Origin of the sequence: Microbacterium sp. NPDC056003, from assembly GCF_042274785.1 — a bacterium.
Taxonomy (GTDB): Bacteria; Actinomycetota; Actinomycetes; order Actinomycetales; family Microbacteriaceae; genus Microbacterium.
Window position 1 is genome coordinate 1,439,519 of sequence record NZ_JBHJXQ010000001.1, and the last position, 21,401, is coordinate 1,460,919.

The following is a 21,401-nucleotide window of genomic DNA, read 5'->3' on the forward strand; positions in this document are numbered from 1 at the left end:
TCGCGTCACATGGTGGCGAGCTGGATGTTCAAGAGCTCCGAACCGTAGTGCTCGCGGATCGCGAGCTTGCGCTCGAGATCGTCGATGACGGCGGCGGCGAAGTCCACCCCGTAGAGCGCCGCGCACGAGCCGAGGCCGCCCGGCGAGAAGACGTTGACCTCCATGAGCTTGTCGCCGACGATGTCGAGGCCGACGAGGAACAGCCCGTCGGCCACGAGCTTCGGTCGCACGGCTTCGACCAGCCCCAGCATCTCGTCGGTGACCTTCACGGCCTCCGCCTTCCCGCCCGCCGACATGTTCGAGCGCACGTCGGTCTCGCCCGGCCTGCGGCGGAAAGCGGCGTACGCGCCGTCGACCTCGAGTGCCTGGCCGTTCATGACGAACATGCGCACGTCGCCGTCGGTCGCCGCGGGCAGGTACTCCTGCGCGACGACGTAGCCGTCCCGCGAGATCGCCTCGACGATCTGGGTGATGTTGGGCTCCTCCTTCATGTTCACCAGGAACACGCCGGAGCCGCCGGACCCCTGCAGCGGCTTGAGCACGGCGCGACCGCCGAGTTCGGAGATGAACTCGCGCACCCGGTCCTCGTCGCGGCTGATCATCGTGCGGGGCCGCACCGCCTCGGGGAAGTACTGGAAGTACGCCTTGGACATCGCCTCGGCCAGGGAACGCGGCTCGTTGACCACGAGCACGCCGTTCTCGGCGAGCATCCGGCCGAACGCGAGTCCCGCCGTGTTCGTCCACGGAGTCTCCAGCGCGTCGGTGGCCGGGTCGGCGCGGAGCATGGCCACATCCAGGTCGTCGATGCCCACTCGGGTGCGCGTCGCGCTCTGCACGTCTTCGAGGTATCGCTCGAGCGAGCGGTAGGCCTTGTTGTGCTCGGGTGTGGCGACGTACGCCCACAACGAGCCGTCCGGCTCGTACCCGAAGTCGCGCTGCCCGAGGAGGAACACTTCGTGCCCCAGCTTGGTGGCGGCCATCGCCAGCCGGGTCGTGGTGTACTCCGGCTTCTCTGTGGCGATGTCGTTCACGACGAAACCGATCTTCATTGCTCTCCCCCTCTTCGACGGCGCTCAGCGGTGGTGAGGCCGTGTGTTGGATCGTCACCGGCGGGGTGACACCGTCGTCAGCTGGACACTACGCGTTCACCAGGGCGAGCAGGTCGTCTGCTCGGGCGGCATCCCGCAACCGGTCGCCGGCCGCAGGGTCGGCGAGGTAGCGCGGCGTGATCTTCGCGGGAACCAGGAGCCCCCGCTGCGCGAGGTCCTCGACCAGCGGGAGGTCCTCCAGCGAGAACTTGCCCAGGAACAGGAGATCGAGCGAACCGCCGCCCGCCACGTGCTCCAGGAGCGCGAGGAGCCCGCGCAGGTAGATCGCGTCCTTCGTGAAGCCGCCGGCGCGGTACACGCGCATGGCCACCGTGTACGCGCTGCCGGCCGGCAGACCATAGCCGGTGAGCACGCGGTGCGTCTCGACGAAGCTGGCGCCGCCGACCATCGAGTGCACGGCGACGACGCGGGCGGCGAGTTGACGCAGCCGGGCGACGGTGAGGCCGCCGCACGCGATCTCGGCGAGCACCGCCAGACCCTCCTGCGTCTCGTCGTAGTGGGCGAGCCCCGAACCCATCATGCGGATCGGCTGCGCCGAGCCGTTCACCTGGGTGACGAGGTGCGTGCCCACCTCGTGCTGAAGGAGCGCGTTGACACGCGCGCCGGCGACCGAGGCGTTGTGCGAGATGAGCAGCGTGTCGCCCTCGACGAGGACGCCCGACACGTCGTCGCGGATCTCCGCGTGGATTCCGACGTCGGGGTCGATCGACCGGTAGTGGTCGATCTCCGCCTGGGCTGCGGCGAGAAATGCCGCAGCATCCACCGAGTCGTACTCCAAGCGTCCGCGCGGAAGGCGCTCCAGGAGGTCCTCCGCACGCTGCACGAGGGCCGGCAGCACCGCCCCGTACTGGGCGATCGAGAGCTGCAGGAAGTCGGCGGTGTCGCGTGCACGCAGCATCTCGACCCGGAGGATCATCTCGCGGTGCCGGTTCGCGAGCAGCGTGGCGAGGGTGGCGTCCGTCACGGCGTCGAGCGGAATCGCGGCGACCTGGGCATCGAGCACGTCGGGATCCACGTCGAGCTCGCGGTACTCGAACACCGGATCGGTCCGCGGATCGGCGAGGAATGCGGCCCGCACCTCATCGGCGTTCACGGGCGTCATCTCGAGGAGGAACCGCACCGTGCCGGCCAAGGAGGCCATGGCGTGGTCGGCCGCGAGATCGGCGGGCGAGAACGTGCCCGCTTCGATCGCGCTCGTCTCCGGTCCGACAGCGTCGCTCAGGTCGTTCGGCGTCATACGCCCACCAGATGGTGGAGGGATGCCTCCACCGCCGGCGTCGTCTCCGCCAGAGCACGCGCGAGCTCGTCGACGCGGCCGAAGTCGGCCTCGCCGGTCCACTCGTCCATGAAGGTCTTCTTGAACTCGAGCGCGAGCACCACCGCTCGGTCCGGGTAACGGGCATGCGTCCACGCGGCGAGCTGGCGCCCGCGGAAGCGCACGTTCTCGCGCACATCAAGGGGTCCGGTCGAGGTGCGTGCGCCGTGGAGCGCGTCGATGAAAGCATCCACGACTCCGCCGAACCGCTCGCGGTCCAGCGAGCCGGTGCCGACATTGACCTCGGGGTTCTCTTCGGCCGGTGCCGGGTCGGCGTCGGCGCCGTCGCGCCGGTGGTTGTAGGAGTGGACGTCGAACACGACGAACGGGCCTCGCGCCGCCACCTCGTCGAGGCGCCTGCCGAGCTCGGCGTAGAAGGAGTCGTAGACGTCGAGCGAACCGGCGACGAGATCGTCTGCCAGCGGCGGGTGCCGCAGGATCTCGAGTCCCCAGGCGTCCTCCGACGAGCGGTAGACGGCCTCGTCGCGGGCGCGGTTGAGATCGACCTCGAACCGTGACCGGTGCACGACGACGCGGGCGGGGATGAGTGCGCCGATCCGGTCCGTGTGCGGGTCCTCCTCACGCAGCCGATCCGGTTCGGGCAGCGCGAACTCCGCGGCGAGATCCGGCCGCACATCGTGGCCGTTGTGGATCGCGGTGGCCACGAACTGCCCGTCCCACTGGCCGATGAACTCGAACGGGGGTCGCTCCGTCTGGGTCATGGGTTTCAGTGTCGCCGCGTGGCTGTCCGGGTCACAAGCGCTTGACAGAACCGGCGGATATGGGCAGAGGGGAGCGTACGGCGTCGGTGGGTGCACGTCGGTTAGCATTCCGACATGACCAATCCGGCCCCGATCGACGACGTCTCGATCGGCAGCGACGGTATTCGCCTGGGGCAGTTCCTGAAGTTCGCCGGGGTGCTCGACTCGGGCGGCGATGTCAAGGAAGCCATCATCGACGGCTTCGTCTCGGTGAACGGCGAGGTCGATCGCCGCCGCGGACGTCAGCTGCAGCACGGCGACGTCGTCGGCTTCGAGGGCCGTCGGTTTCGCGTCTGCCCGTGAATCTCCGGGAGGGTGTCGTATTCGACCATCGTCGTTCGTAGATGAAGTGTGCGGTCCCATCCGGGCCACCGCGACCGAGAGTCACGACCGGCTCCCGTCCCGACGAAAGGACACGACAGTGCCGAAGTACCTGATCGCATTCAACGACGAGTGGGTCCCCGAACACACCGCCGACGAGCTGCGCAGCAAGAGCGAGGCCTCACGCGTGGTGACGGACGACATGAAGGCCGCCGGTGTCTATCTCTTCGCCGAAGGCGGGATCGACGCCTCGACAGCGGTCTTCCACGTCGTGAACAAGGACGGCACGGCGTTCTTCACCGATGGGCCGTTCGTCGAATCGAAGGAGCACCTCGGCGGGTTCACCGTCGTTGAGGTGGCCGACGATGACGCCGCACGCTACTGGGCCGGACGCCTCGCCGTCGCGCTCGACTGGCCGCAGGAAGTCCACCGCTTCCCCTCCGACATGACCGAGATCGTCGAACGCCACGCGTCCGACGGCGGGTGACGCCGCGCGTGGTCGACGACGTCGTCGCCCGCGCCCACCGGGAGGAGTGGGCGCGGCTTGTGGCGGGTCTCGCCCGTCGCTTCGGCGATCTGGACATCGCCGAAGACGCAGCGGCCGAGGCGTTCGTCGCCGCCGTGGAGCGGTGGCCGCGCGACGGCGTGCCCCCTAACCCCGGTGCGTGGCTCACCACGACCGCGACGCGGAAGGCGATCGACAGGCTGCGTCGTGAGTCCCATCGCGACGACAAGCATCGGGCGGCTCAGATGCTCTCGGATGACACTCCTCCCGACCCGACCGGAATGGTGGAGGACGACCGGCTCCGGCTGGTCTTCATCTGCTGCCACCCGGCCCTCGCCCTGGAGGCGCGCGTCGCATTGACGCTGCGCCTGCTCGGCGGGCTCACGGTGCCGCAGATCGCCCACGCCTTCCTCGTGCCCGAGACCACGATGGCGCGGCGGATCACCCGGGCGAAGGCGAAGATCAGGGCGGCCCGGGTTCCGTACCGTGTGCCGTCGCCGTCGGACCTTCACGAGCGGCTCGACGGCGTGCTCACCGTGATCTACCTCATCTTCAACGAGGGATACCTCGCCTCCGCCGGCGACGAGCCGATGCGCGCCGAGCTGACCGAGGAGGCGATCATGCTGGGCCGTCTCCTGCACGCCCTCCTCCCGGAGGAGGGCGAGGTGGCGGGTCTCCTCGCCCTGATGCTCCTCACCGACGCCCGGCGGCCCGCTCGCGTGTCGCAGTCCGGCGAACTGGTGACCATCGACGAACAGGACCGCGGCGCGTGGAACCGGGCGCTGATCGTCGAGGGACAGTCACTCGTCCGCGCCCGCATCGCCGCAGTGGCCGCGGGCGCGGATCCGCCGGGTCGATATCAGCTGCTTGCGGCGATCAACGCGGTGCACACGGACGCCCCGACCGCGCGCGACACCGACTGGCCGCAGATCCTCGTCCTGTACGACCGGCTCGCCAGGGTCGACCCGTCACCGATCGTGCTCCTCAACCGAGCGATCGCGGTGGCTGAGGTGGACGGCACCGACGTCGCCCTCGCCGAGATCGACCGACTCGGCAGTGCACTCGGCGGGTACCACGCGTACCACGCCGCACGCGCCGACCTGCTGCGGCGGGTCGGGCGGAGCGTCGAGTCCCGCGTCGCCTACGACCGAGCCCTCGACCTGGCCGGGAACCCCGCCGAGCGCGCTTACCTCACGCGCCGCCGCGACCAGCTCGCCGGATGACGGGAGGTCCCGGGCCGCCGCCCGCCTGGGAGATCAGGTGCAGGGCGCCAGGGCCGCGCACTCAGATCGAGACGACGAGCTGGAGTGCGAGCCAGACCGAGATCGTGCCGACGGTCGTCCACAGCGCGATCGCGACGCCCTGCCACAGCAGCACCCAGGACCGGGACGTGCCTCCGGCGATGAGGATCGCGGCGGTGAACTGCGTGGGGATGGCGAGCGGGCCGAGGATGCTGGCCCCGGGAACGCCGAAGCGGTCGAGCCACTTCTTGAAGCGCAGGCGGCCCTTCGACTCGGGCCTGGCAGGCGGGGCCTCCAGGGTCGTCACGGCGCCGGCGCCTCGCACGGTGGCGACGGCATGCGCGCTCTGGCGGCCGAGGACGGCAGAACGGGCACGGGAGCTGAGCAGCACCACGATGAGCACGCTGAGGAAGTTGCCCACTGCCGCTGCGATCGCGGCGACGATCGGGAGGATGCCGCCGACGACGCCGATGATCGCCGCGCCCTCGCCTTCGATGAAGGGGACGGCGCCGGCGAGCAGGACGATGAAAGGCTGAACGAATTCGGGCACCTGAGCCACCAGGTTCTGGAAGTTGAGGACGAGCTCCTCGATGGGGTTCACGAAACGACTCCTTGCTGAGATCGATGTCGGGGTCCGTCCCCGACGGATGCTCAGTAGAAGCCGTGTTCTCGGAACATGGTCAAACGCTGTGAGAAATGTGCGCTCAGGTGTCGTCTTCGCCCTCGTCCGCTCCGTCGCGAAGCTGCGCGTGGGCGAGGATGCTGGCGCGGGCGATGACGTCGCGCTGCGCGGGGTTGTACAGCTCCACCATCGCCTCGATGAAGGTCTCCTTCGTGGCGAGAGGACTCCGTGACAGGTGCGCCCCCGGGTCCGAGATCCATGGGTAGTCGGTCATGATCTGCGCGATGATCGGCGCGAGCCGCTCGGCGAGCATCGCCCGGCTCGCTTCGTCCGCGTCCGCGGGGAGCGCGGCGATCTCCGCTCCGAGGACGTCGTCGTCGCCGTCGACCATCGCTCGCAGATCGGCGAGCGCGTCGTCGTCGTACAGCTTCTTGTAGATGTGGATGATCGAGCTGTCGGCCTCGGACAGCTTCGAGGCCACCGCCTCGAAGCCGGCGGGGGTGTCGGCGGGCGCGCCGTCGCGCAGAATGACCGCGATGTCGGCACGTGCCTGCTGGAGTCGTTCGATGGTCGTCGCGAGGTCCGCGTCGATCTCGCGCAACGCGTCGGGCGTGCTGTCCTCACCGGCCGTGACGGTGCCGATCTGCGACAACGGCACGCCGAGGTCGGTCAGCCGGCGGATGCGCAGCAGTCGCACCAGGTGACGCACCTCGTACTGCTTGTAGCCGTTGTCCTCGCGCTCCGGCACCTCGAGCAGTCCCAGCCGGTGATAGTGCCGGATGGTGTTCACCGTCGTCCCCGCCAGATTGGCGAGCTCTCGTGTGCTCCAGGCCACGACCCACTCCTCGAATGCCCCCACCGTACCGACCTCTGGTGGCGAGGGCGACCGATCAGGGGTCAGTCGTACGTGTCGGTCCAGGCGGCGATGTCGACACCGTGGTTGTCGGGCGACGCGAGCGACCACCACGCGGGTGCGTGCGAATCGTCGGCCAGTCGCCCGCCGGCCGCGAGGGCGGCGTCCACTCGTGCCTGAGCCTGGTCGGCCGGCACGAACACGTCGAAGTGGGTCCTCCCGCGGCTGGGCGTGTCGCCGGTGATCGGGTTGAAAGCGAGCTGAGGCCCGCGGCGCAGCGGGTCGACGGCATCCGTGTCGCCGAGATCTTGATAGCCCAGCGCGGCGGTGAAGAACGGGCGCGCGTCGACCTGCGAGTGCTGTGCGACATAGATGCCGACCGACTGCACGCGCGACGGGTCGGCCGTCAGCGAGAGGCCGGTGGCGGCCTCGGACACTGCGGCCGCGAAGCCGGTCGCGCCGGCGGGAATGCCCTCGTCGCCGAACGCGACGCGCACGACCACGCCCTCGGGGCGCACGTCGATGTCGGGCAGCACGCCGAATCGTTCTGCTGCCGCGACGACTGGGTCGACCAAGCGGGCTGAATGAGCCAGCGAGGTGGAGGTGAAGACAGCCTGTGGACCTGACCCGGTGACGCGCCAGTCCGCGACGCCCTGCGCCCGGTGGAACTCGGCGGCGGAGACCCACTCTGACTCTGCGGTCGACTCACCCATGAGAACTCCTTCGATCTCGTGCGGGCCCCACGGTACTCCGAGGCACGGACGTTCCCCACCGCGGGGCTGCGGACGGTACGCTCGGCGGAGTGCTGATCCGGCCGGCTGTGCCCGACGACCTCGAGGCAGTGAACGCCGTGCATGCTGCGTGCGGACGGCGCGCGTGGGATGCCGCGACCCTCGAGCCCCGCGCCGACAGATACGTGGCCGTCGCCGCTGTCGGCGGCACGATCGTCGGGGTGGGCAAGACCCACCATCAAACGGATCCCGACGGCGAAGCGCCCGCCGGCTACTACCTCGGCGGCGTGAGCGTGCACCCGGACCACCGGCGCCGCGGTGTCGGACGCGCCATCACGCGCGCGAGGATCGAGTGGATCTGGGAACGATCCGGCACGGTCTACTACTTCACCGACGACGACAACGCGGCGTCGATGCGGATGCACGCCGACTTCGGCTTCGAGGAGATCGCTCGGCTTCCGGCTATCCTCGGCGCGAAGGCCGATCACGAAAGCCTCGTGCTCTTCCGCGCCGACAGGCCACCCTTGAACCCTTCGCCCGCATCCCGCAGGCTGTCTCGATGACCGAACCGCTCGACGAAGGCCCGTTCTTCCATGGCACGAAGGCCGACCTGCACGTCGGCGATCTGCTGACCCCGGGATTCCGTTCGAACTATCGGCCGGAAGTGGTGATGAATCACATCTACTTCACGGCTCTGCCGGACGGCGCCGGGCTGGCGGCGGAGCTCGCGCCCGGCGACGCGGCCCCTCGCGTGTACATCGTCGAGCCGATCGGCGAGTTCGAGAACGACCCGAACGTCACCGACAAGAAGTTCCCCGGCAACCCGACCCGGTCCTACCGGAGCAGCGCGCCGCTCCGGGTGACCGGCGAGACCGACGCCTGGATGCGGCTGACGCCCGAAGCCCTCCAGCAGTGGCACGAACGCCTCGCCGTCCTGCGCGCCGACGAGCGGGGCGAGATCATCAACTGACGCCGCGGGGGCGATGCACCGTCCGCTCGTTCCCGCGCTTGTAGTTGCCGGTCACCCGCGCCATCACCTGCTGCGGGTCGCCGCGCTCGACATCGGAGAGGAACCTCGCTGCCGCGGCGTTCCGCAGGGTCGTCGCGGGTCGTCCGTGGTGACGGATCTCGACGACGTCGCCACGGACGGTGAACTCGAAACCAGAGGGAGCGCCCGCCACACCCCGAGCATGCCCTATTCACAGAGACTCCGGGGACAGTCGCTGCCCCCGTGCGGGGAGTGCGATACGTTCGCGCAATGGAATCGGATCCGTCTGTGACGGGAATGCTCTCGGCGCTGTGGATCACCGTGGCGCTCCTGGCCGGAGGCTACGCGCGCACGCGGAACCGCTCGGCGCTCACGTGGTTCGTGCTGACGGTGTTCTTCGGCCCCATTGCGGCTTTCCTGCTGGTGGTCTGGCCGGCCCGAGGCCCCGGCCCCGAGCCGGCCCAGGCGGTCGACGCGGCTGCGCCGCACCACACCGAGAGTCCCTGAACCGCCCCTCACTCCCGCGGCTTGCGGAACACGGCGACGGTCGTCGCCGCGAGCACCACGATCCCGATCGACTCGACGATCACGGTCTCGGGCACCAGCATGAAGTCCCACGTCTCGGTGATGCCGAACAGACCGACCGTCAGCGCCAAGAGCAGCGCGCCGAGCGTCGCGATCAGGAACAGCAGGCTGAGCACCGTCGCCAGCTGCAGCAGCCGCCCGCGCAGAGCGACCACGGCGATCGCGAGCACGAGCGCGGCGATCGCGTTGAGCACGAACATCACGCCGAGGATGCCGCCGACGCCGTTGAAGACCAGGTACAGATGGATCCCTCCGGCGGCGAGGAGGAAGACGGCGCTCAAGATGCGGAGAGCCCACAGCCCCCGTCGAGTGCCTTCGTTCATGCGTCCACTCCATTCCTTCGATGACCCGCTTCAGCGCGGGTGGTGACGGCCGGGCGCCGTGCGACCAGCCACAGCACATCCCGTGCGAACGACTCGAGCAGCAGCGCGAGTGCGACGGCGACCAGTGCGGTCCCCGCCCAGAACGGCAGGAGATCGGATGCCGCGGCAGTGAGCGCCACGCCGGCGTAAGCCGTGACGACCTTGCGCCAGTACCGCGGTGGCAGGGTCGCCCGCATCCAGGGCAGCAACAGGCCCGCGACGACGAACGCGTACCGCAGCAGTCCGATCGCGACGACCCACCCGCCCAGCAGCTGCGAGACGTAGAGGCTGAGGACCAGCAGGAGGAAGGCATCCACCTCCATGTCGAACCGTGCCCCGAGCTCGGTCTCGCTGTGCGTGCGGCGCGCGAGCCAGCCGTCGACGGCGTCCAGCACCAGCGCGACGCTCGCCATGACGATGAGCAGAGGAAGCGAGACCGGCGACGAGAACGACGTCACGACGAGCGCGGTCACCAGGGCGACGAGGGTCGAGCGGCCGGCCGTCGTCCAGTTCCCCCACCCGAAGGCCGACATCCCGCGTGTCTGCAACCCCCTGGCGAGCAGAGCGTTCGAGACGACAAGGTAGAGGAGCCCGGCGGCCCATCCGGCTGCTGAGAGCGGGGAGACGAGCGCGACCGCGGACAGGCCGAGGACCCCCGCCACCACCGACGAGAGCGGAGCGAGATGAACCTTCGGCATGGGGAGCTCCGTTCCTCCGTCATGGATACCACCGGTTACACGTATCGGGGGAGTGCCTCGGTTCAATCGATCGCGGTGCGAGGGTGACGATGGCCACGTCTTTCTGGGTCGAGGCGCCCGCGCGGGGGGCGCTGCGCGAGGAGCCGGTCGCGGACGCGCAGCCCGGTGAAGTGCGCGTCCGCACGCTGTACACGGGCGTCAGCCGGGGCACGGAGTCGCTGGTGTTCCGCGGTGAGGTGCCCGAGACCGAGCGGGAGCGCATGCGCGCCCCGTTCCAGCAGGGCGAATTCCCCGGGCCGGTCAAGTACGGCTACCTCAATGTCGGCACCGTCGAACAGGGTCCGGATCGTCTGCGGGGCCGGACGGTGTTCGCCCTCTACCCGCACCAGTCGTCCTACGTCGTGCCGGAGCGGTCGGTCGCGGTCGTGCCTGACGGTGTCCCGCCGCGCCGGGCGGTGCTCGCGGGGGCGGTCGAGACCGCGGTGAACATCCTGTGGGATGCCGCGCCCCTGGTCGGCGATCGGCTCATGATCGTCGGCGCGGGCATGATCGGGTGCGCGCTCGCCCGGGTGGCATCCGGCATCCCGGGTCTCACCGTCACGGTCGTCGACGTCGATCGCGCGAAGGCCGCTGTGTGCGAGCGGCTGGGCGTGACCTATGCCCACCCCGGAGCAGCCCCCGTCGACCAGGACGTCGTGATCGACACGAGCGGTGCGGGCGAAGGTCTGCAGCTGGCGATCGAGAGCGCCGCGACCGAGGGCGAGATCATCGAGGCGAGCTGGTTCGGCGATCGCCCGGTGAGCCTGCAGCTCGGCGGCGACTTCCATTCCCGCCGGCTGACGATCCGCTCCAGCCAGGTCGGCATGGTCTCGCCGCGCCGGCGAGGCACGCGTTCGACCGGCGACCGCCTGGAACTCGCCCTGCGCCTGCTGCAGGATCCCGGCTTCGACCACCTGCTCACCGGCGAGTCGTCGTGGCGCGAACTTCCCGCCGTCATGGCCGGGATCGCCGGCGGTTCGTCGCCCGGGCTCTGCCACACGATCGACTGGAGGGACTCTGCATGACCTACTCGCTGACCGTCCGTGACCACATGATGATCGCCCACAGCCTGGCAGGCGAGGTGTTCGGCCCGGCCCAGCGCCTGCATGGCGCCACCTACGTCGTCGACGCCACCTTCCGCGCGGCGGACCTCGACGCCGACGGCCTGGTGGTCGACATCGGGCGGGCCACCGAGGCGCTGCGCGGCATCCTGTCGACGCTGTCGTACCGCAATCTCGACGAGGAGCCCGAGTTCTCCGGGGTGAACACCACGACCGAGCGGCTGTGCAAGGTGGTGGCCGATCGGCTCGTCGTGGCTGTGCGCGCAGGCGAGCTGGGTGGAGGAACGGTCTCGGCGATCGAGGTCACGCTGCGCGAGTCGCACGTCGCCTGGGCGTCGTACGAGGTGACGCTGTGACCGCAGCCCCGCCTGTCGTGTGGTTCGTCGTCCCCCACGGGGTCGCCGATCCGCAGCGGGTGAGCGGCGGGAACGTCTTCGACCAGCACGTCGAGGCGGAGCTGCGGCGGATGGGGTGGGTCGTGCACCCGGTGGAAGTCGCGCCCGACGCCCCCGGCGACCCCTTCGACGGCGTGCCGGACGATGCTCTCGTGCTCGTGGACGGGCTGGTCGCGATCGGCGCCTCCGCTGCGGTCGAGGCCGCCGCCCGGCGGCTGCGGATCGCGGTGCTCGTGCACATGGTGGCCGACGCGTTCGAGCACGCCGACCCGCGCATGGTCGAGGGGGAGCGCGCGGCCCTGGCGCACGCGCACCGTGTGATCGCGACGAGCGAGTGGGCGCGCGACGAACTCGTCCGGCGGTGCCTCAGCCCGGCCGACCGCATCGTGGTGGCGACTCCCGGTGCCGACAGGGCGGCGCCCGCGGCGGGCACCACCACCGGCGGCTCGCTGCTCTGCGTCGGCGTCGTCGCTCCTCACAAGGGGCAGGACACCTTGCTCGAGGCGCTCGCAGGGCTCGCCGCCGACCCGTCGTGGTCGTGCACGATCGCGGGTTCGCTCGACTCCGATCGCGGCTTCGCCGAGAGGCTGGAGGCGGATGCCGCGCGCGCCGGCCTCTCGCAGCGGATCGCGTGGGCGGGCGTGCTGCCCCCCGACGACCTCGACGCCGCGTACGCGCGCGCGGATCTGCTGATCGCCCCGTCGCGCACCGAGAGCTACGGCATCGCCGTCGGCGACGCGCTGCGGCGCGGCATCCCGGTCATCGCCTCCCGCGTCGGAGGTCTTCCGGAGGCCGCGCAGCCCGAAGACGCGGCGATCCTTGTGCCGCCCGGCGACCCGACGGCGCTCGGCTTCGCGCTGCGGCGCTGGATCGAGGACCCAGGGCTGCGCGCACGTCTGTCGGCCGCGGCGCGGCGTTCCGCCCCCGACCGCCCGTCGTGGCGTGAGACGGCGCGCACGATCGACCAGACGCTGGCGGGACTGACGTGAGTGTCGTCATCCCGGTGTCCGCCGACTGGCTGACTCTGCGAGAGCGAGCCGACGCGGAGTCGCGCTCGCGAGCGCTGGCGACGAGGGCGGCACGGATGCTGCGACCCCCGCTCACCGTGCACGACCTCGGCAGCGGCACGGGGTCGATGGTGCGCTGGCTCGCACCGCTTCTACCGGGACCGCAGACGTGGGTGCTGCACGACTGGAACCCGGCGCTTCTCGAGCACGCGGCGCGGGCCGACGTGCACGACGCCGACGGCGGCCCGACAACGATGCGGACCCGTGTGGGTGAACTCGAGCACCTGCGCGCCGCCGACATCGAGGGCGCGTCGCTCGTGACGGCATCCGCCCTGCTCGACGTGCTCGCTGCAGATGAGGTGGAGGCCATCGTCGACGCGTGCGTCGCCGTCGGAGGTCCCGCGCTGTTCGGCCTGACGGTGAACGGCCGCGTCGAGCTGGACCCGCTCGACCCCGGCGACCGGGTGTTCGAGGCGGCGTTCAATGACCATCAGCGGCGCGTGGTCGAGGGACGACGCCTGCTCGGACCGGATGCCGTCGTCGTCGCGGCCGACCTGTTCCGGTCGCGCGGCTGGTCGGTGAGGGTCGCGGACTCGCCCTGGTCGCTGTCCAGCGCGGACCGTCCGCTCATCGCGGAGTGGCTGGACGGCTGGCTCGCCGCGGCCGTGGCGGAGCGCCCTGCACTGCGGGAGTGGGCGGAGGAGTACAGCCGGAGCCGCTCCGCCCAGCTCGCCGCCGGGCGACTGCGCGTGATCGTGCACCACGAGGATCTGCTGGCGTGGCCATGACCGTGGTCACGCGCCCGGGGACGGGCTCCCCGACCGCCTCCGCGGCGCGGTGGGGTTCGTGGATCCGCGCCGCGATCGGCCTCGTCGTCCTGGTGGCGATCGTCGCCGCGGTCGGCGCGGAGCCGTTCGTCCGGGGTTTCGCGGCGGTGTCGCCCGCCGCCATCGGAGCGGCCGTCCTGCTCGCGGCAGCCGCGACCGCGGCAGCCGCGTGGCGGTGGCGCATCCTGGCCGGACGCCTGGGACTGCGGCTCGGATGGCTCGAGTCGATCGGCGCCTACTACCGTTCGCAGTTCCTCAACACCGTGCTGCCGGGCGGGGTCGTCGGCGACGTGCACCGGGCCGTGGCGCACGGGCGCAGCGTCGATCAGCTGGCCCAGGCGGCCCGGGCTGTGGCCGCGGAACGGGCGGCGGGGCAGGCGGTGCAGCTCGTGCTGGCCGTCGGGGTGCTGGCGGCGATCGGATTCTCGGCCTACAGTCCGGCCATGACCGTGTTGCTGGTCTCGGTGATGCTCGCGATCGCGGCGCTCACGATCGCCGCGGCGAATCGCCGAGCGCGCTCCGCGCTGGGGCGCGAATGGGCGATGCTGCGCGGAGCCTTCGCGACGCCCGGCGCCGTCCTCGGCGTCGTGGCGTCGTCGACGGTCGTCGTGGTCGCACATGTCGCGACGTTCCTCGTCGCCTGCGCCGCCGTGGGCATCGACGCGCCCGCCGAACGCGTGGGCGCCGCGGCCGTGATCGCCGTGCTCGCGTCGTCCATCCCGCTGAGCATCGGGGGCTGGGGCCCCAGAGAGGGCGCGGCGGCGTGGGCGTTCGGCGCCGTGGGCGTCGGGGCCGCCGCGGGGCTGACGGCGGCGACCGCGTACGGCGCGCTGGCGACGATCGCCCTCGCGCCCGGCGCCGCGATCGTCGCGGTCTCCCTCGTACGTCGGCGCCGCGGGGCTCAGGAGACGGTGTCATGAGCCGGCCGTACGTCACCCTGAGCTGCGCCATGTCGATCGACGGCTATCTCGACACCGAGACGCCCCAGCGCCTCGCGATGTCGAACGCCGAGGATTTCGACCGGGTCGACCAGCTGCGCGCCGCCAGCGACGCGATCATGGTCGGTGCGTCGACGGTGCGCCGCGACGACTGCCGCCTGCTGGTGCGCAGCGAGGAACGGCAGCAGCAGCGGCTGGATGCCGGGCTCACGGCCTCGCCCGTGAAGGTCACCGTCACGGCAAGCGGTGATCTCTCGGCCGACTCCGCCTTCTTCACCGCCGGAGATGTCGAGAAGATCGTCTACTGTCCGCGGTCGGAGGGCGAGCGGATCACGCGCACGCTCGGCGGGGCGGCGACGGTCGTGGTGCTCGGCGAGACGGTGGCGATGCGCGACGTGGTGGCCGACCTCGGCGATCGCGGCGTCGAGAGGCTGATGGTCGAGGGCGGCGGGCGCATGCACACTCAGTTCCTCGTCGAGGAGATCGCCGACGAGTTGCAGCTCGTGATCGCGCCGTTCTTCGTGGGGGAGTCGCTGGCACCGCGGTTCGTCGGCGCAGGCACCTTCCCGTGGACGGCGCACCGGCGCGCCCGGCTCGCCGAAGCGCGGCAGATCGCCGACGTGGTGCTGCTGCGCTACGCGCTCTCGGACCGGTTCGATGGCGGCGGGGCGTGACCTCGGGGCCGGTGCGGCCGGAGGAGGGCTCCGCAGCGCCGCAATGACGATCCTGGCGTGCGCGACGCTGCTCGTCGCCCCGCTCGTCCCCGGTGCGCTCGGCGACGAAGGGTCGGCAGCGCTGCTGGCGGTGCCCGTCGAGTCGATCGCCGTCGTGCTCGTGCTGGCCGCCGTCACGCATCGGCTCGCGCGGCGGATCGTTGCAGGCGTCTATGCCGCCATCGTCGTGGTGGCCGTCGTCGTGGCCGGTCTCGACCTCGCCTACGAATCGACGATCGATCGCCCGTTCAGCCTCGCCGAGGACGGCGGATCGCTCGTCTCGGCATACGGGGTCGTGTCCGATGCGATGGGTCCGGTCGGAGCCGCGTCGGTCGTCGCGCTGATCCTGGCCGTCGCGAGTCTCGCCGGATGGGTGCTGGCCGCCGCCGCGCTGCGGGTCGGGACGCTCGTCGCGCACGACGGTCGCCGGGGCCGGGGCGTGGTCTCCGCCGTGGCGGCCACCTGGATCGTGTGCTCTCTCGCGGGTGCCCAGCTCGTGCCGGGTGCGCCGGTGGCGGCATCCCGGACCGGCGAGGCCCTGGTCGAGTCTTCGTCCCGTGCCGTCGCCGGCGTGCGCGAGCAGGCGGCATTCGAGCGCGCGCTCGCCGCGGACTCGCTCGAAACCCCGGCGTCGGGGGACCTGTTCGCGGCGCTCGCCGGCAAGGACGTCGTGATCGCGTTCGTCGAGAGCTACGGCCGTGTCGCCGTGGAGCCGTCGGGGTTCACCGCGCCCGTCGACCGCGTGCTCGACGAGGGCGACGCGGTGCTCGCCCGGCGCGGATACTCGGCGCGCAGCGCGTTCCTGACCTCGCCCACCTTCGGCGGGGTGAGCTGGCTCGCGCATGCGACGCTGCAGAGCGGCGTATGGGTGGACACGCAGACGAAGTACGCGCGACTGATGGCGGAAGACCGGATGACGCTGAGCAGCGCATTCGCAGACGCGGGGTGGCGCACCCTGGCCGTGGTGCCGTCGAACGACCGCGAGTGGTACGAGGGCGAGGCGTTCTACGGGTTCGACGCGGTGCTCGACGCCCGGACCCTCGGCTACCGCGGCCCCTCGTTCGGGTACGCGAGGATGCCCGACCAGTACACCTGGCAGGCCTTCCACGAGCGCGCCCTCTCCGGCGACGACGCGCCCGTCATGGCGGAGGTCGACCTCGTCTCGTCGCACACCCCGTGGACTCCACTGCCGAAGATCGTGCCGTGGTCGCAGCTCGGCGACGGCCGCGTCTTCGCCTCGCAGCCGGATGAGGGCGAGTCCGCTGTCGCTGTGTGGGGCGACCCCGGGCGCGTGCGGCAGCTCTACGCCGAGTCGGTCGCGTACTCGCTCGAGGCGACGTTCTCGTACCTCGCGGCCTTCGATCAGTCCGACCTCGTGCTCATCGTGGTCGGCGACCACCAGCCGTCGCGCATCGTCAGCGGCGACGAGGCGAACAGCGAGGTCCCGGTGACGATCGTCGCTCAGGATCCCGCCGTGCTCGAGCACATCGAGTCGTGGGGGTGGGATGACGGCGTGCGCCCGTCAGCCACCGCGCCGGTCTGGCGCATGGATGCCTTCCGAGACCGGTTCATCGACGCCTTCAGCCCCTGAGCCGTGGCCCGGGTCAGAAGACGATCGTGTGGTTGCCGTGGCGGATCACACGGTCCTGCGCGTGCCACAGCACGGCGCGCGAGAGCACCTGGCGCTCGACGTCCGCTCCGCGGCGGGCGAGCTCGGCCACCGAGTCGCCGTGCGTCACGCGGATGGTGTCCTGCTCGATGATCGGACCTTCGTCGAGGTCGTCGGTCACGTAGTGCGAGGTCGCGCCGATCAGCTTGACGCCGCGCTCCTTCGCCTTCTTGTACGGCTCCGCGCCGATGAAGGCGGGGAGGAACGAGTGGTGGATGTTGATCACCGGCACCCCGAGCTTCTCGAGGAAGTCCGCCGACAGGATCTGCATGTACCGCGCGAGCACCACGAAGTCGACGTTGCCCGCGAGCAGCGTGACGATCTCGGCCTCCGATGCCGACTTGTCGGGCCCCGGCGTGGAGGGCACGTGGAAGAACGGCACCCCGAACGAGCGCACGTCGTCGGCGGCGGTGGTGTGGTTCGAGATCACCATCGGGATCGTGACCGGCAGGTCGCCGCGGCGGTGACGCCACAGCAGGTCGAGCAGGCAGTGGTCCTGCTTCGACGCGAGGATCGCCATGCGCTTCGGCACGGACTGGTCGGTGATCGTCCACTCGAGGTCGAAGCCCTCGCCGAGGGTGCGGGCGAGGTCGGCCTCGATCCCGGGCAGGGCCGCGGCGAGGTCGGGCCGGTGGAACACGACCCGCTGGAAGTACGCGCCGCCGGTCGGGTCGTCGGAGTACTGGTCGAACGCGACGATGTTGCCCTGGTTGCGCGTGATGAGGGCCGACACCGCGGCCACGATCCCGGGCCGGTCGCTGCCGTGGACGATGAGGCAGGCGTGGTCGGGGAGCAGATGCGGGCTGTGGGCGGCCATGCATCGATTCTGCCCTGTCGTCGCGGGGCCCGTGACGCGGGTAGACGCCCGGACGGCGATCGTCAACCCCCTCCGGCTCGTGTGCCGGTGCGCCTAGCGTGGGCGGACCGCAGATCCAGGGAGGAACCATGGCCAAAACCAGCACCATGAGCGCCGATATCGACGTCGATGCGCCGATCCGGCCCGTGTACAACCAGTGGACGCAGTTCGAGTCGTTCCCGAGCTTCCTGCACGCCGTGAAGGAAGTCACGCAGCTCGACGACACCCGCACGCGGTGGGTCGTGAGCGTGGGCGGCGTGCGCCGTGAGTTCGAGGCCGAGATCACCGAGCAGGTGCCCGACCAGCTCATCGCGTGGGCGAGCATCGACGGCAAGACCCACACCGGCCGCGTCACCTTCCGCCCGAACGCCGATGGCGGCACGCACGTCGATCTCGAGATGATGTGGCTGCCCGAGACGTTCGTCGAGAAGGTGGGCGCTGCCCTCGACATCGACGAGCGCCAGGCCGAGGCCGACCTCAAGCGCTTCCAGTCGTTCATGGAGGAGCGCGGCCGCGAGACCGGCGGCTGGCGCGGTGAAGTGCATGACGGAGTCACCGAGCGCGATGCCGAGGCGATGAGCGGCGGCTACGGCGCCGAATCCCCGGCTGCCGCACAGCCCTCCGCCCCGTACTCCGCAGGCGGCGATCGCGTCTGATCGACGGTTCGGCCACTGAGCCCGTGAGGGGCGTGCGTCAGCGCACGCCCCTCATCAGCTTGAGCACCGGCTTCACGAACACGAGCAGCACGGCGCCGACCGCGATCGCGATGAGACCCAGTGTGAGGAAGTACGGCACCTCGCCCTGCGGGTCGTTCTCGGGGTCGTAGAAGCTCGCCAGCCAGCCCGCGATCGACGTGCCGAGGGCCACCGAGAGGAAGAACAGCGCCACCATCTGAGTGTGGAAGCGCGTCGGTGCCAGCTTCGTCGTCACCGACAGCCCGACGGGCGAGAGCAGCAGCTCGGCGACGGTGAAGACGAACAGGATTCCCACGATGGCCAGCATCGGGGTCGAGTTCGGCGCCCCGCCGGTGAAGGGCAGGAAGAGCAGGAACGCGATGCCCATGATGATCGACGCGAGGCCGAACTTCACGGGCGTGGACGGCTGCCGGGCGCCGAGTTTCGTCCACAAAGCGGCGAACACGCCCGACAGGATGATGATGAAGATCGGGTTGATCGACTGGATGACCGACGGCGGCAGTTCGATGCCGAAGACGGTGCGGTCCAGCTGCTTGTCGGAGTAGATCGTCAGCACCGTGAACTGCTGCTGGTACAGCGACCAGAACGCGACGCTCACGAGGAACAGCGGGATGAATCCGAACACCCGCGATCGCTCGACCGGCGAGATGGCCCGCGACGACAGGATCACGGCGAAGTACGCGACCGCCGCGACCACCGTGATCAGGATGACGACCTGCGCGAGGTTGTCGGCGCGGATCACCTGCAGGAGCACGAGGGCGACGATCACGAGCACGGCGCCGACGGCGATTCCCACCCACAGCCCGTAGCGGTTGCGCGGCAGCGGATTGGCGACGACGCTCGCATCCTCGGGCAGGCCGCGCCGGCCGAACGAGTACTGGATGAGTCCGGCGGCCATGCCGATCGCTGCGAGCAGGAAGCCGGCGTGGAAGCCCCACGTCACCTGCGCCCAGCCGGTGAGGATCGGCCCGAAGAACGCGCCCAGGTTGATGCCGAGGTAGAACAGCGAGAAGCCGGCGTCGCGTCGCGTGTCGTCGGGGGCGTAGAGCGTGCCGACGACCGCCGTCGCATTCGCCTTCAGGCCTCCCGATCCGACCGCGACGAGGATGAGGCCGACACCCAGGCCCCAGTAGCCCGGGATCAGCGAGAGCGCGACGTGCCCCGCCATGATGACGATCGCGCTGTAGAACAGCACGCGCTCCGAACCGAGCAGCCGGTCGGCGACCCATGCCCCGAGGATCGTCGAGAGGTACACCGTGCCGCCGTAGGCGCCGACGATCCCCGCGGCCGTGGCCTCCGGCATCCCGAGTCCGCCCTCGGTCACGGAGTAGTACATGTACAGCAGCAGGATCCCCTGCATGCCGTAGAAGCTGAACCGCTCCCACATCTCCACGAAGAAGATGTGGACGAGGGACCAGGGCTGTCCGAAGAATCGCGTGTCGTGATCGCCGGGGCCCGCTGTGGCGGCCGCGTCGGTGCCGCTGCGCTCTGCGGCAGCGGCGCCGGAAGTCGTGGCGGATGCCTCGGCCCCGGCCGCGGTCGCCCCGTCGGGCGCCCCGACCGGCACCTGCTCCGGATCCCGTTCGTCGCGCTCGGCCATCATCGCTCCCGTCGCCGCCCCCGGTGGAATGACGTCAGGCTAGCGGCCCGCCAGCCCGCTCGACAGTGGGCTCACGGTCACTCCGGGAGAGAGGGGTGCCGCTCCTGGGCCGAGCGGTGCCGCGGGATGAAGAGGGCGACGACGAGCGCGATGACGGCCGCGGCGCCCCCGAGCAGGAACGAGAGCTGGAAGCCGGTGGCCGACGGCACGGGGGCGCCCTGGTACGACACGGTGAAGGTCGCCAGCACTGCGCCGACGATGGCGGCGGCGGTACTGGTGCCGAGCGAGCGGAAGAGCGCGTTGAGGCCGTTGGAGGCACCGGTCTCGGACTGCGGCACCGACCGCATGATGAGCATCGGCATCGCCGCGTAGCCGAAGCCGATGCCGGCGCCGATGAGGAAGTTCGCCACGACGAGGTGCCACACCTCCGACGAGAACAGCAGCGTGAACCCGTACGCGGCGATGAGCGAGATCGCTCCGAGCACGAGCAGCAGCTTGGGTCCGACCGTGCGGGCCATCCGGCCGGAGAACGGCGAGAGCACCATCATCACGATGCCCGCGGGCATCACGACGAGGCTCGCGGCCAGCAGCGAGAGGCCGAAGCCGCCGGTGGCGACGGGCAGTTCGAGCATCTGCGGGTAGACGACGTTCGACGCGAACAGCGAGAAGCCCATCGCGACCGAGGCGATGTTGGTCAGCAGCACCGGGCGCCGCGCGGCGACGCGCAGATCGAGGAGGGGTTCGGCGATGCGCAGCTCGAACCAGCCCCAGGCCAGCAGCACCACCAGGCCGCCGACGCCGAGTGCGAGCACCGGCGGCGAGAGCCAGCCCCACTCGTTGCCGCGCGAGATCGCCAGCAGGATCCCGAGCAGACCGAGGCTGAGACCCGCCGCGCCGACGAAGTCGAACCGGCCGGCGGTGCGCAGCACGCTCACCGGAACGATCCACAGCACGAGCGCGAACACCACCGCTCCGAGGCCCGCGGCGACCCAGAACAGCACGTGCCAGTCGCTGCGCTCGGTGATGAACGCGCTGATCGGCAGGCCGAGGGCGCCGCCGACCCCCAGCGTCGCGCTGATGAGGGCGATCGCGGTGTCGACGCGCTTCTCGTGCAGCACGTCGCGCAGGATCGAGATGCCGAGGGGCACGACGCCCACGACCGCGCCCTGCAGGGTGCGGCCGACGATGATGCCGACGATGCCGGGCGAGAGAGCGGCGATCACCGATCCCAGCACGAGCAGTGCGAGCAGCACGAGCACGATGCGCCGCTTGCCGTACATGTCGCCGAGCCGGCCCGAGATGGGCGTGATGATCGCCGCGGCGAGCAGGGTCGAGGTCACGACCCACGCGGTGTCCTCCCGGCTGGCGTCGAGCAGCTCGGGCAGCTTCGACTGGATCGGCACGACCAGCGTGAACATGAAGGACGAGGCGAGGCCGGCGATCGCCAGGACCGCCACGATGGCGCCCTGGCGCGGCATCCGGGTGAGTCTTCTTCTGTCGTCCTCATCCC

26 protein-coding genes are annotated in these 21,401 nt (G+C 70.7%); 14 read left to right on the forward strand and 12 right to left on the reverse strand.

Translation table 11 applies throughout. The features are described 5' to 3' along the window. Positions 1-5: 5 nt before the first annotated feature. The 3 genes from ACFC1W_RS06685 to ACFC1W_RS06695 form a co-directional block, all read right to left on the reverse strand. Positions 6-1,049, reverse strand: coding sequence for a glutathione synthetase (locus tag ACFC1W_RS06685; RefSeq protein WP_375990123.1), 1,044 nt, complete (start codon positions 1,047-1,049; stop codon positions 6-8). A gap of 88 nt (positions 1,050-1,137) precedes the next feature. After that, complete coding sequence (locus tag ACFC1W_RS06690; RefSeq protein WP_375990126.1) at positions 1,138-2,346, reverse strand: flavohemoglobin expression-modulating QEGLA motif protein; 1,209 nt, start codon at positions 2,344-2,346, stop codon at positions 1,138-1,140. Continuing rightward, on the reverse strand, positions 2,343-3,146 hold the full coding sequence (locus tag ACFC1W_RS06695; protein ID WP_375990129.1) for an N-formylglutamate amidohydrolase: 804 nt from the start codon (positions 3,144-3,146) through the stop codon (positions 2,343-2,345). The genes ACFC1W_RS06690 and ACFC1W_RS06695 overlap by 4 nt, the downstream gene beginning before the upstream one ends. Positions 3,147-3,260: 114 nt before the next feature. Here ACFC1W_RS06695 and ACFC1W_RS06700 point away from each other — a divergent pair, with 114 nt between their 5' ends. From ACFC1W_RS06700 to ACFC1W_RS06710, 3 genes are all read left to right on the forward strand, one after another. Beyond that, entirely contained in the window at positions 3,261-3,488 is a 228-nt protein-coding gene (locus tag ACFC1W_RS06700; protein WP_375990131.1) for an RNA-binding S4 domain-containing protein, read from the forward strand. Between the two features lie 118 nt (positions 3,489-3,606). Next, positions 3,607-3,993, forward strand: a complete 387-nt coding sequence (locus ACFC1W_RS06705; protein WP_375990134.1) for a YciI family protein — start codon at positions 3,607-3,609, stop codon at positions 3,991-3,993. 8 nt (positions 3,994-4,001) lie between these two features. Next, entirely contained in the window at positions 4,002-5,234 is a 1,233-nt protein-coding gene (locus ACFC1W_RS06710) for an RNA polymerase sigma factor (RefSeq protein WP_375990137.1), read from the forward strand. A gap of 61 nt (positions 5,235-5,295) precedes the next feature. Here ACFC1W_RS06710 and ACFC1W_RS06715 read toward each other — a convergent pair whose 3' ends face one another. From ACFC1W_RS06715 to ACFC1W_RS06725, 3 genes are all read right to left on the reverse strand, one after another. After that, positions 5,296-5,853, reverse strand: coding sequence for a small multidrug efflux protein (locus tag ACFC1W_RS06715; RefSeq protein WP_375990140.1), 558 nt, complete (start codon positions 5,851-5,853; stop codon positions 5,296-5,298). A gap of 103 nt (positions 5,854-5,956) precedes the next feature. Continuing rightward, positions 5,957-6,709, reverse strand: a complete 753-nt coding sequence (locus ACFC1W_RS06720; RefSeq protein WP_375990142.1) for a MerR family transcriptional regulator — start codon at positions 6,707-6,709, stop codon at positions 5,957-5,959. Positions 6,710-6,771: 62 nt separating this feature from the next. Further along, positions 6,772-7,440, reverse strand: a complete 669-nt coding sequence (locus ACFC1W_RS06725; protein ID WP_375990145.1) for a VOC family protein — start codon at positions 7,438-7,440, stop codon at positions 6,772-6,774. 89 nt (positions 7,441-7,529) lie between these two features. On the opposite strand from ACFC1W_RS06725, the gene ACFC1W_RS06730 reads away from it, so the two are divergent. Then, positions 7,530-8,021, forward strand: a complete 492-nt coding sequence (locus tag ACFC1W_RS06730) for a GNAT family N-acetyltransferase (protein ID WP_375990148.1) — start codon at positions 7,530-7,532, stop codon at positions 8,019-8,021. Further along, on the forward strand, positions 8,018-8,428 hold the full coding sequence (gene arr, locus ACFC1W_RS06735; RefSeq protein WP_375990151.1) for an NAD(+)--rifampin ADP-ribosyltransferase: 411 nt from the start codon (positions 8,018-8,020) through the stop codon (positions 8,426-8,428). The genes ACFC1W_RS06730 and arr overlap by 4 nt, the downstream gene beginning before the upstream one ends. Here the strand turns inward: arr and ACFC1W_RS06740 are convergent. Next, positions 8,421-8,639 (reverse strand): hypothetical protein, encoded by a 219-nt coding sequence (locus tag ACFC1W_RS06740; protein WP_375990154.1) that lies wholly within the window; start codon positions 8,637-8,639, stop codon positions 8,421-8,423. The two genes, arr and ACFC1W_RS06740, sit on opposite strands and share 8 nt — an antisense overlap. Before the next feature lie 77 nt (positions 8,640-8,716). Between ACFC1W_RS06740 and ACFC1W_RS06745 the strand changes: the two genes are divergently transcribed. Next, on the forward strand, positions 8,717-8,953 hold the full coding sequence (locus tag ACFC1W_RS06745; protein WP_375990155.1) for a hypothetical protein: 237 nt from the start codon (positions 8,717-8,719) through the stop codon (positions 8,951-8,953). An 8-nt stretch (positions 8,954-8,961) separates the two neighbouring features. Here ACFC1W_RS06745 and ACFC1W_RS06750 read toward each other — a convergent pair whose 3' ends face one another. Further along, complete coding sequence (locus ACFC1W_RS06750; protein WP_375990158.1) at positions 8,962-9,354, reverse strand: hypothetical protein; 393 nt, start codon at positions 9,352-9,354, stop codon at positions 8,962-8,964. After that, on the reverse strand, positions 9,351-10,091 hold the full coding sequence (locus ACFC1W_RS06755) for a CDP-alcohol phosphatidyltransferase family protein (protein ID WP_375990160.1): 741 nt from the start codon (positions 10,089-10,091) through the stop codon (positions 9,351-9,353). The genes ACFC1W_RS06750 and ACFC1W_RS06755 overlap by 4 nt, the downstream gene beginning before the upstream one ends. 89 nt (positions 10,092-10,180) lie before the next feature. Between ACFC1W_RS06755 and ACFC1W_RS06760 the strand changes: the two genes are divergently transcribed. From ACFC1W_RS06760 to ACFC1W_RS06790, 7 genes are read left to right on the forward strand one after another with little or no spacing between them, the layout of a single operon-like run. Beyond that, positions 10,181-11,155 (forward strand): zinc-binding alcohol dehydrogenase, encoded by a 975-nt coding sequence (locus tag ACFC1W_RS06760; protein WP_375990162.1) that lies wholly within the window; start codon positions 10,181-10,183, stop codon positions 11,153-11,155. Continuing rightward, a complete protein-coding gene (locus tag ACFC1W_RS06765; RefSeq protein ID WP_375990165.1) occupies positions 11,152-11,547 on the forward strand; it encodes a 6-pyruvoyl tetrahydropterin synthase family protein in 396 nt (131 codons plus the stop codon). Before ACFC1W_RS06760 ends, ACFC1W_RS06765 begins: the two co-directional genes overlap by 4 nt. Continuing rightward, positions 11,544-12,575: a glycosyltransferase family 4 protein gene (locus tag ACFC1W_RS06770; protein ID WP_375990168.1), complete on the forward strand. Its 1,032-nt coding sequence runs from the start codon at positions 11,544-11,546 to the stop codon at positions 12,573-12,575. Before ACFC1W_RS06765 ends, ACFC1W_RS06770 begins: the two co-directional genes overlap by 4 nt. Beyond that, the gene (locus ACFC1W_RS06775) at positions 12,572-13,381 is read left to right on the forward strand and encodes an SAM-dependent methyltransferase (protein ID WP_375990170.1); all 810 of its coding nucleotides are present in this window, start codon (positions 12,572-12,574) and stop codon (positions 13,379-13,381) included. The genes ACFC1W_RS06770 and ACFC1W_RS06775 overlap by 4 nt, the downstream gene beginning before the upstream one ends. Then, positions 13,378-14,340, forward strand: a complete 963-nt coding sequence (locus tag ACFC1W_RS06780) for a lysylphosphatidylglycerol synthase domain-containing protein (RefSeq protein ID WP_375990172.1) — start codon at positions 13,378-13,380, stop codon at positions 14,338-14,340. The genes ACFC1W_RS06775 and ACFC1W_RS06780 overlap by 4 nt, the downstream gene beginning before the upstream one ends. Further along, complete coding sequence (locus ACFC1W_RS06785; RefSeq protein WP_375990174.1) at positions 14,337-15,032, forward strand: RibD family protein; 696 nt, start codon at positions 14,337-14,339, stop codon at positions 15,030-15,032. The genes ACFC1W_RS06780 and ACFC1W_RS06785 overlap by 4 nt, the downstream gene beginning before the upstream one ends. A gap of 43 nt (positions 15,033-15,075) precedes the next feature. Continuing rightward, the gene (locus tag ACFC1W_RS06790) at positions 15,076-16,662 is read left to right on the forward strand and encodes a CDP-alcohol phosphatidyltransferase (protein ID WP_375990177.1); all 1,587 of its coding nucleotides are present in this window, start codon (positions 15,076-15,078) and stop codon (positions 16,660-16,662) included. A gap of 13 nt (positions 16,663-16,675) precedes the next feature. Here ACFC1W_RS06790 and purU read toward each other — a convergent pair whose 3' ends face one another. After that, a complete protein-coding gene (gene purU / locus ACFC1W_RS06795) occupies positions 16,676-17,557 on the reverse strand; it encodes a formyltetrahydrofolate deformylase (protein WP_375990180.1) in 882 nt (293 codons plus the stop codon). A 128-nt stretch (positions 17,558-17,685) separates the two neighbouring features. Between purU and ACFC1W_RS06800 the strand changes: the two genes are divergently transcribed. Next, complete coding sequence (locus ACFC1W_RS06800) at positions 17,686-18,252, forward strand: SRPBCC family protein (RefSeq protein WP_375990182.1); 567 nt, start codon at positions 17,686-17,688, stop codon at positions 18,250-18,252. A gap of 37 nt (positions 18,253-18,289) precedes the next feature. Here the strand turns inward: ACFC1W_RS06800 and ACFC1W_RS06805 are convergent, their stop codons facing one another. Together ACFC1W_RS06805 and ACFC1W_RS06810 are read right to left on the reverse strand one after the other, a co-directional pair. Next, positions 18,290-19,894 carry a peptide MFS transporter gene (locus tag ACFC1W_RS06805; protein ID WP_375990185.1) on the reverse strand — a complete coding sequence of 535 codons (1,605 nt, stop codon included), beginning with the start codon at positions 19,892-19,894 and terminating at the stop codon, positions 18,290-18,292. A 74-nt stretch (positions 19,895-19,968) separates the two neighbouring features. After that, a complete protein-coding gene (locus tag ACFC1W_RS06810; protein ID WP_375991439.1) occupies positions 19,969-21,369 on the reverse strand; it encodes an MFS transporter in 1,401 nt (466 codons plus the stop codon). Positions 21,370-21,401 lie beyond the last annotated feature (32 nt).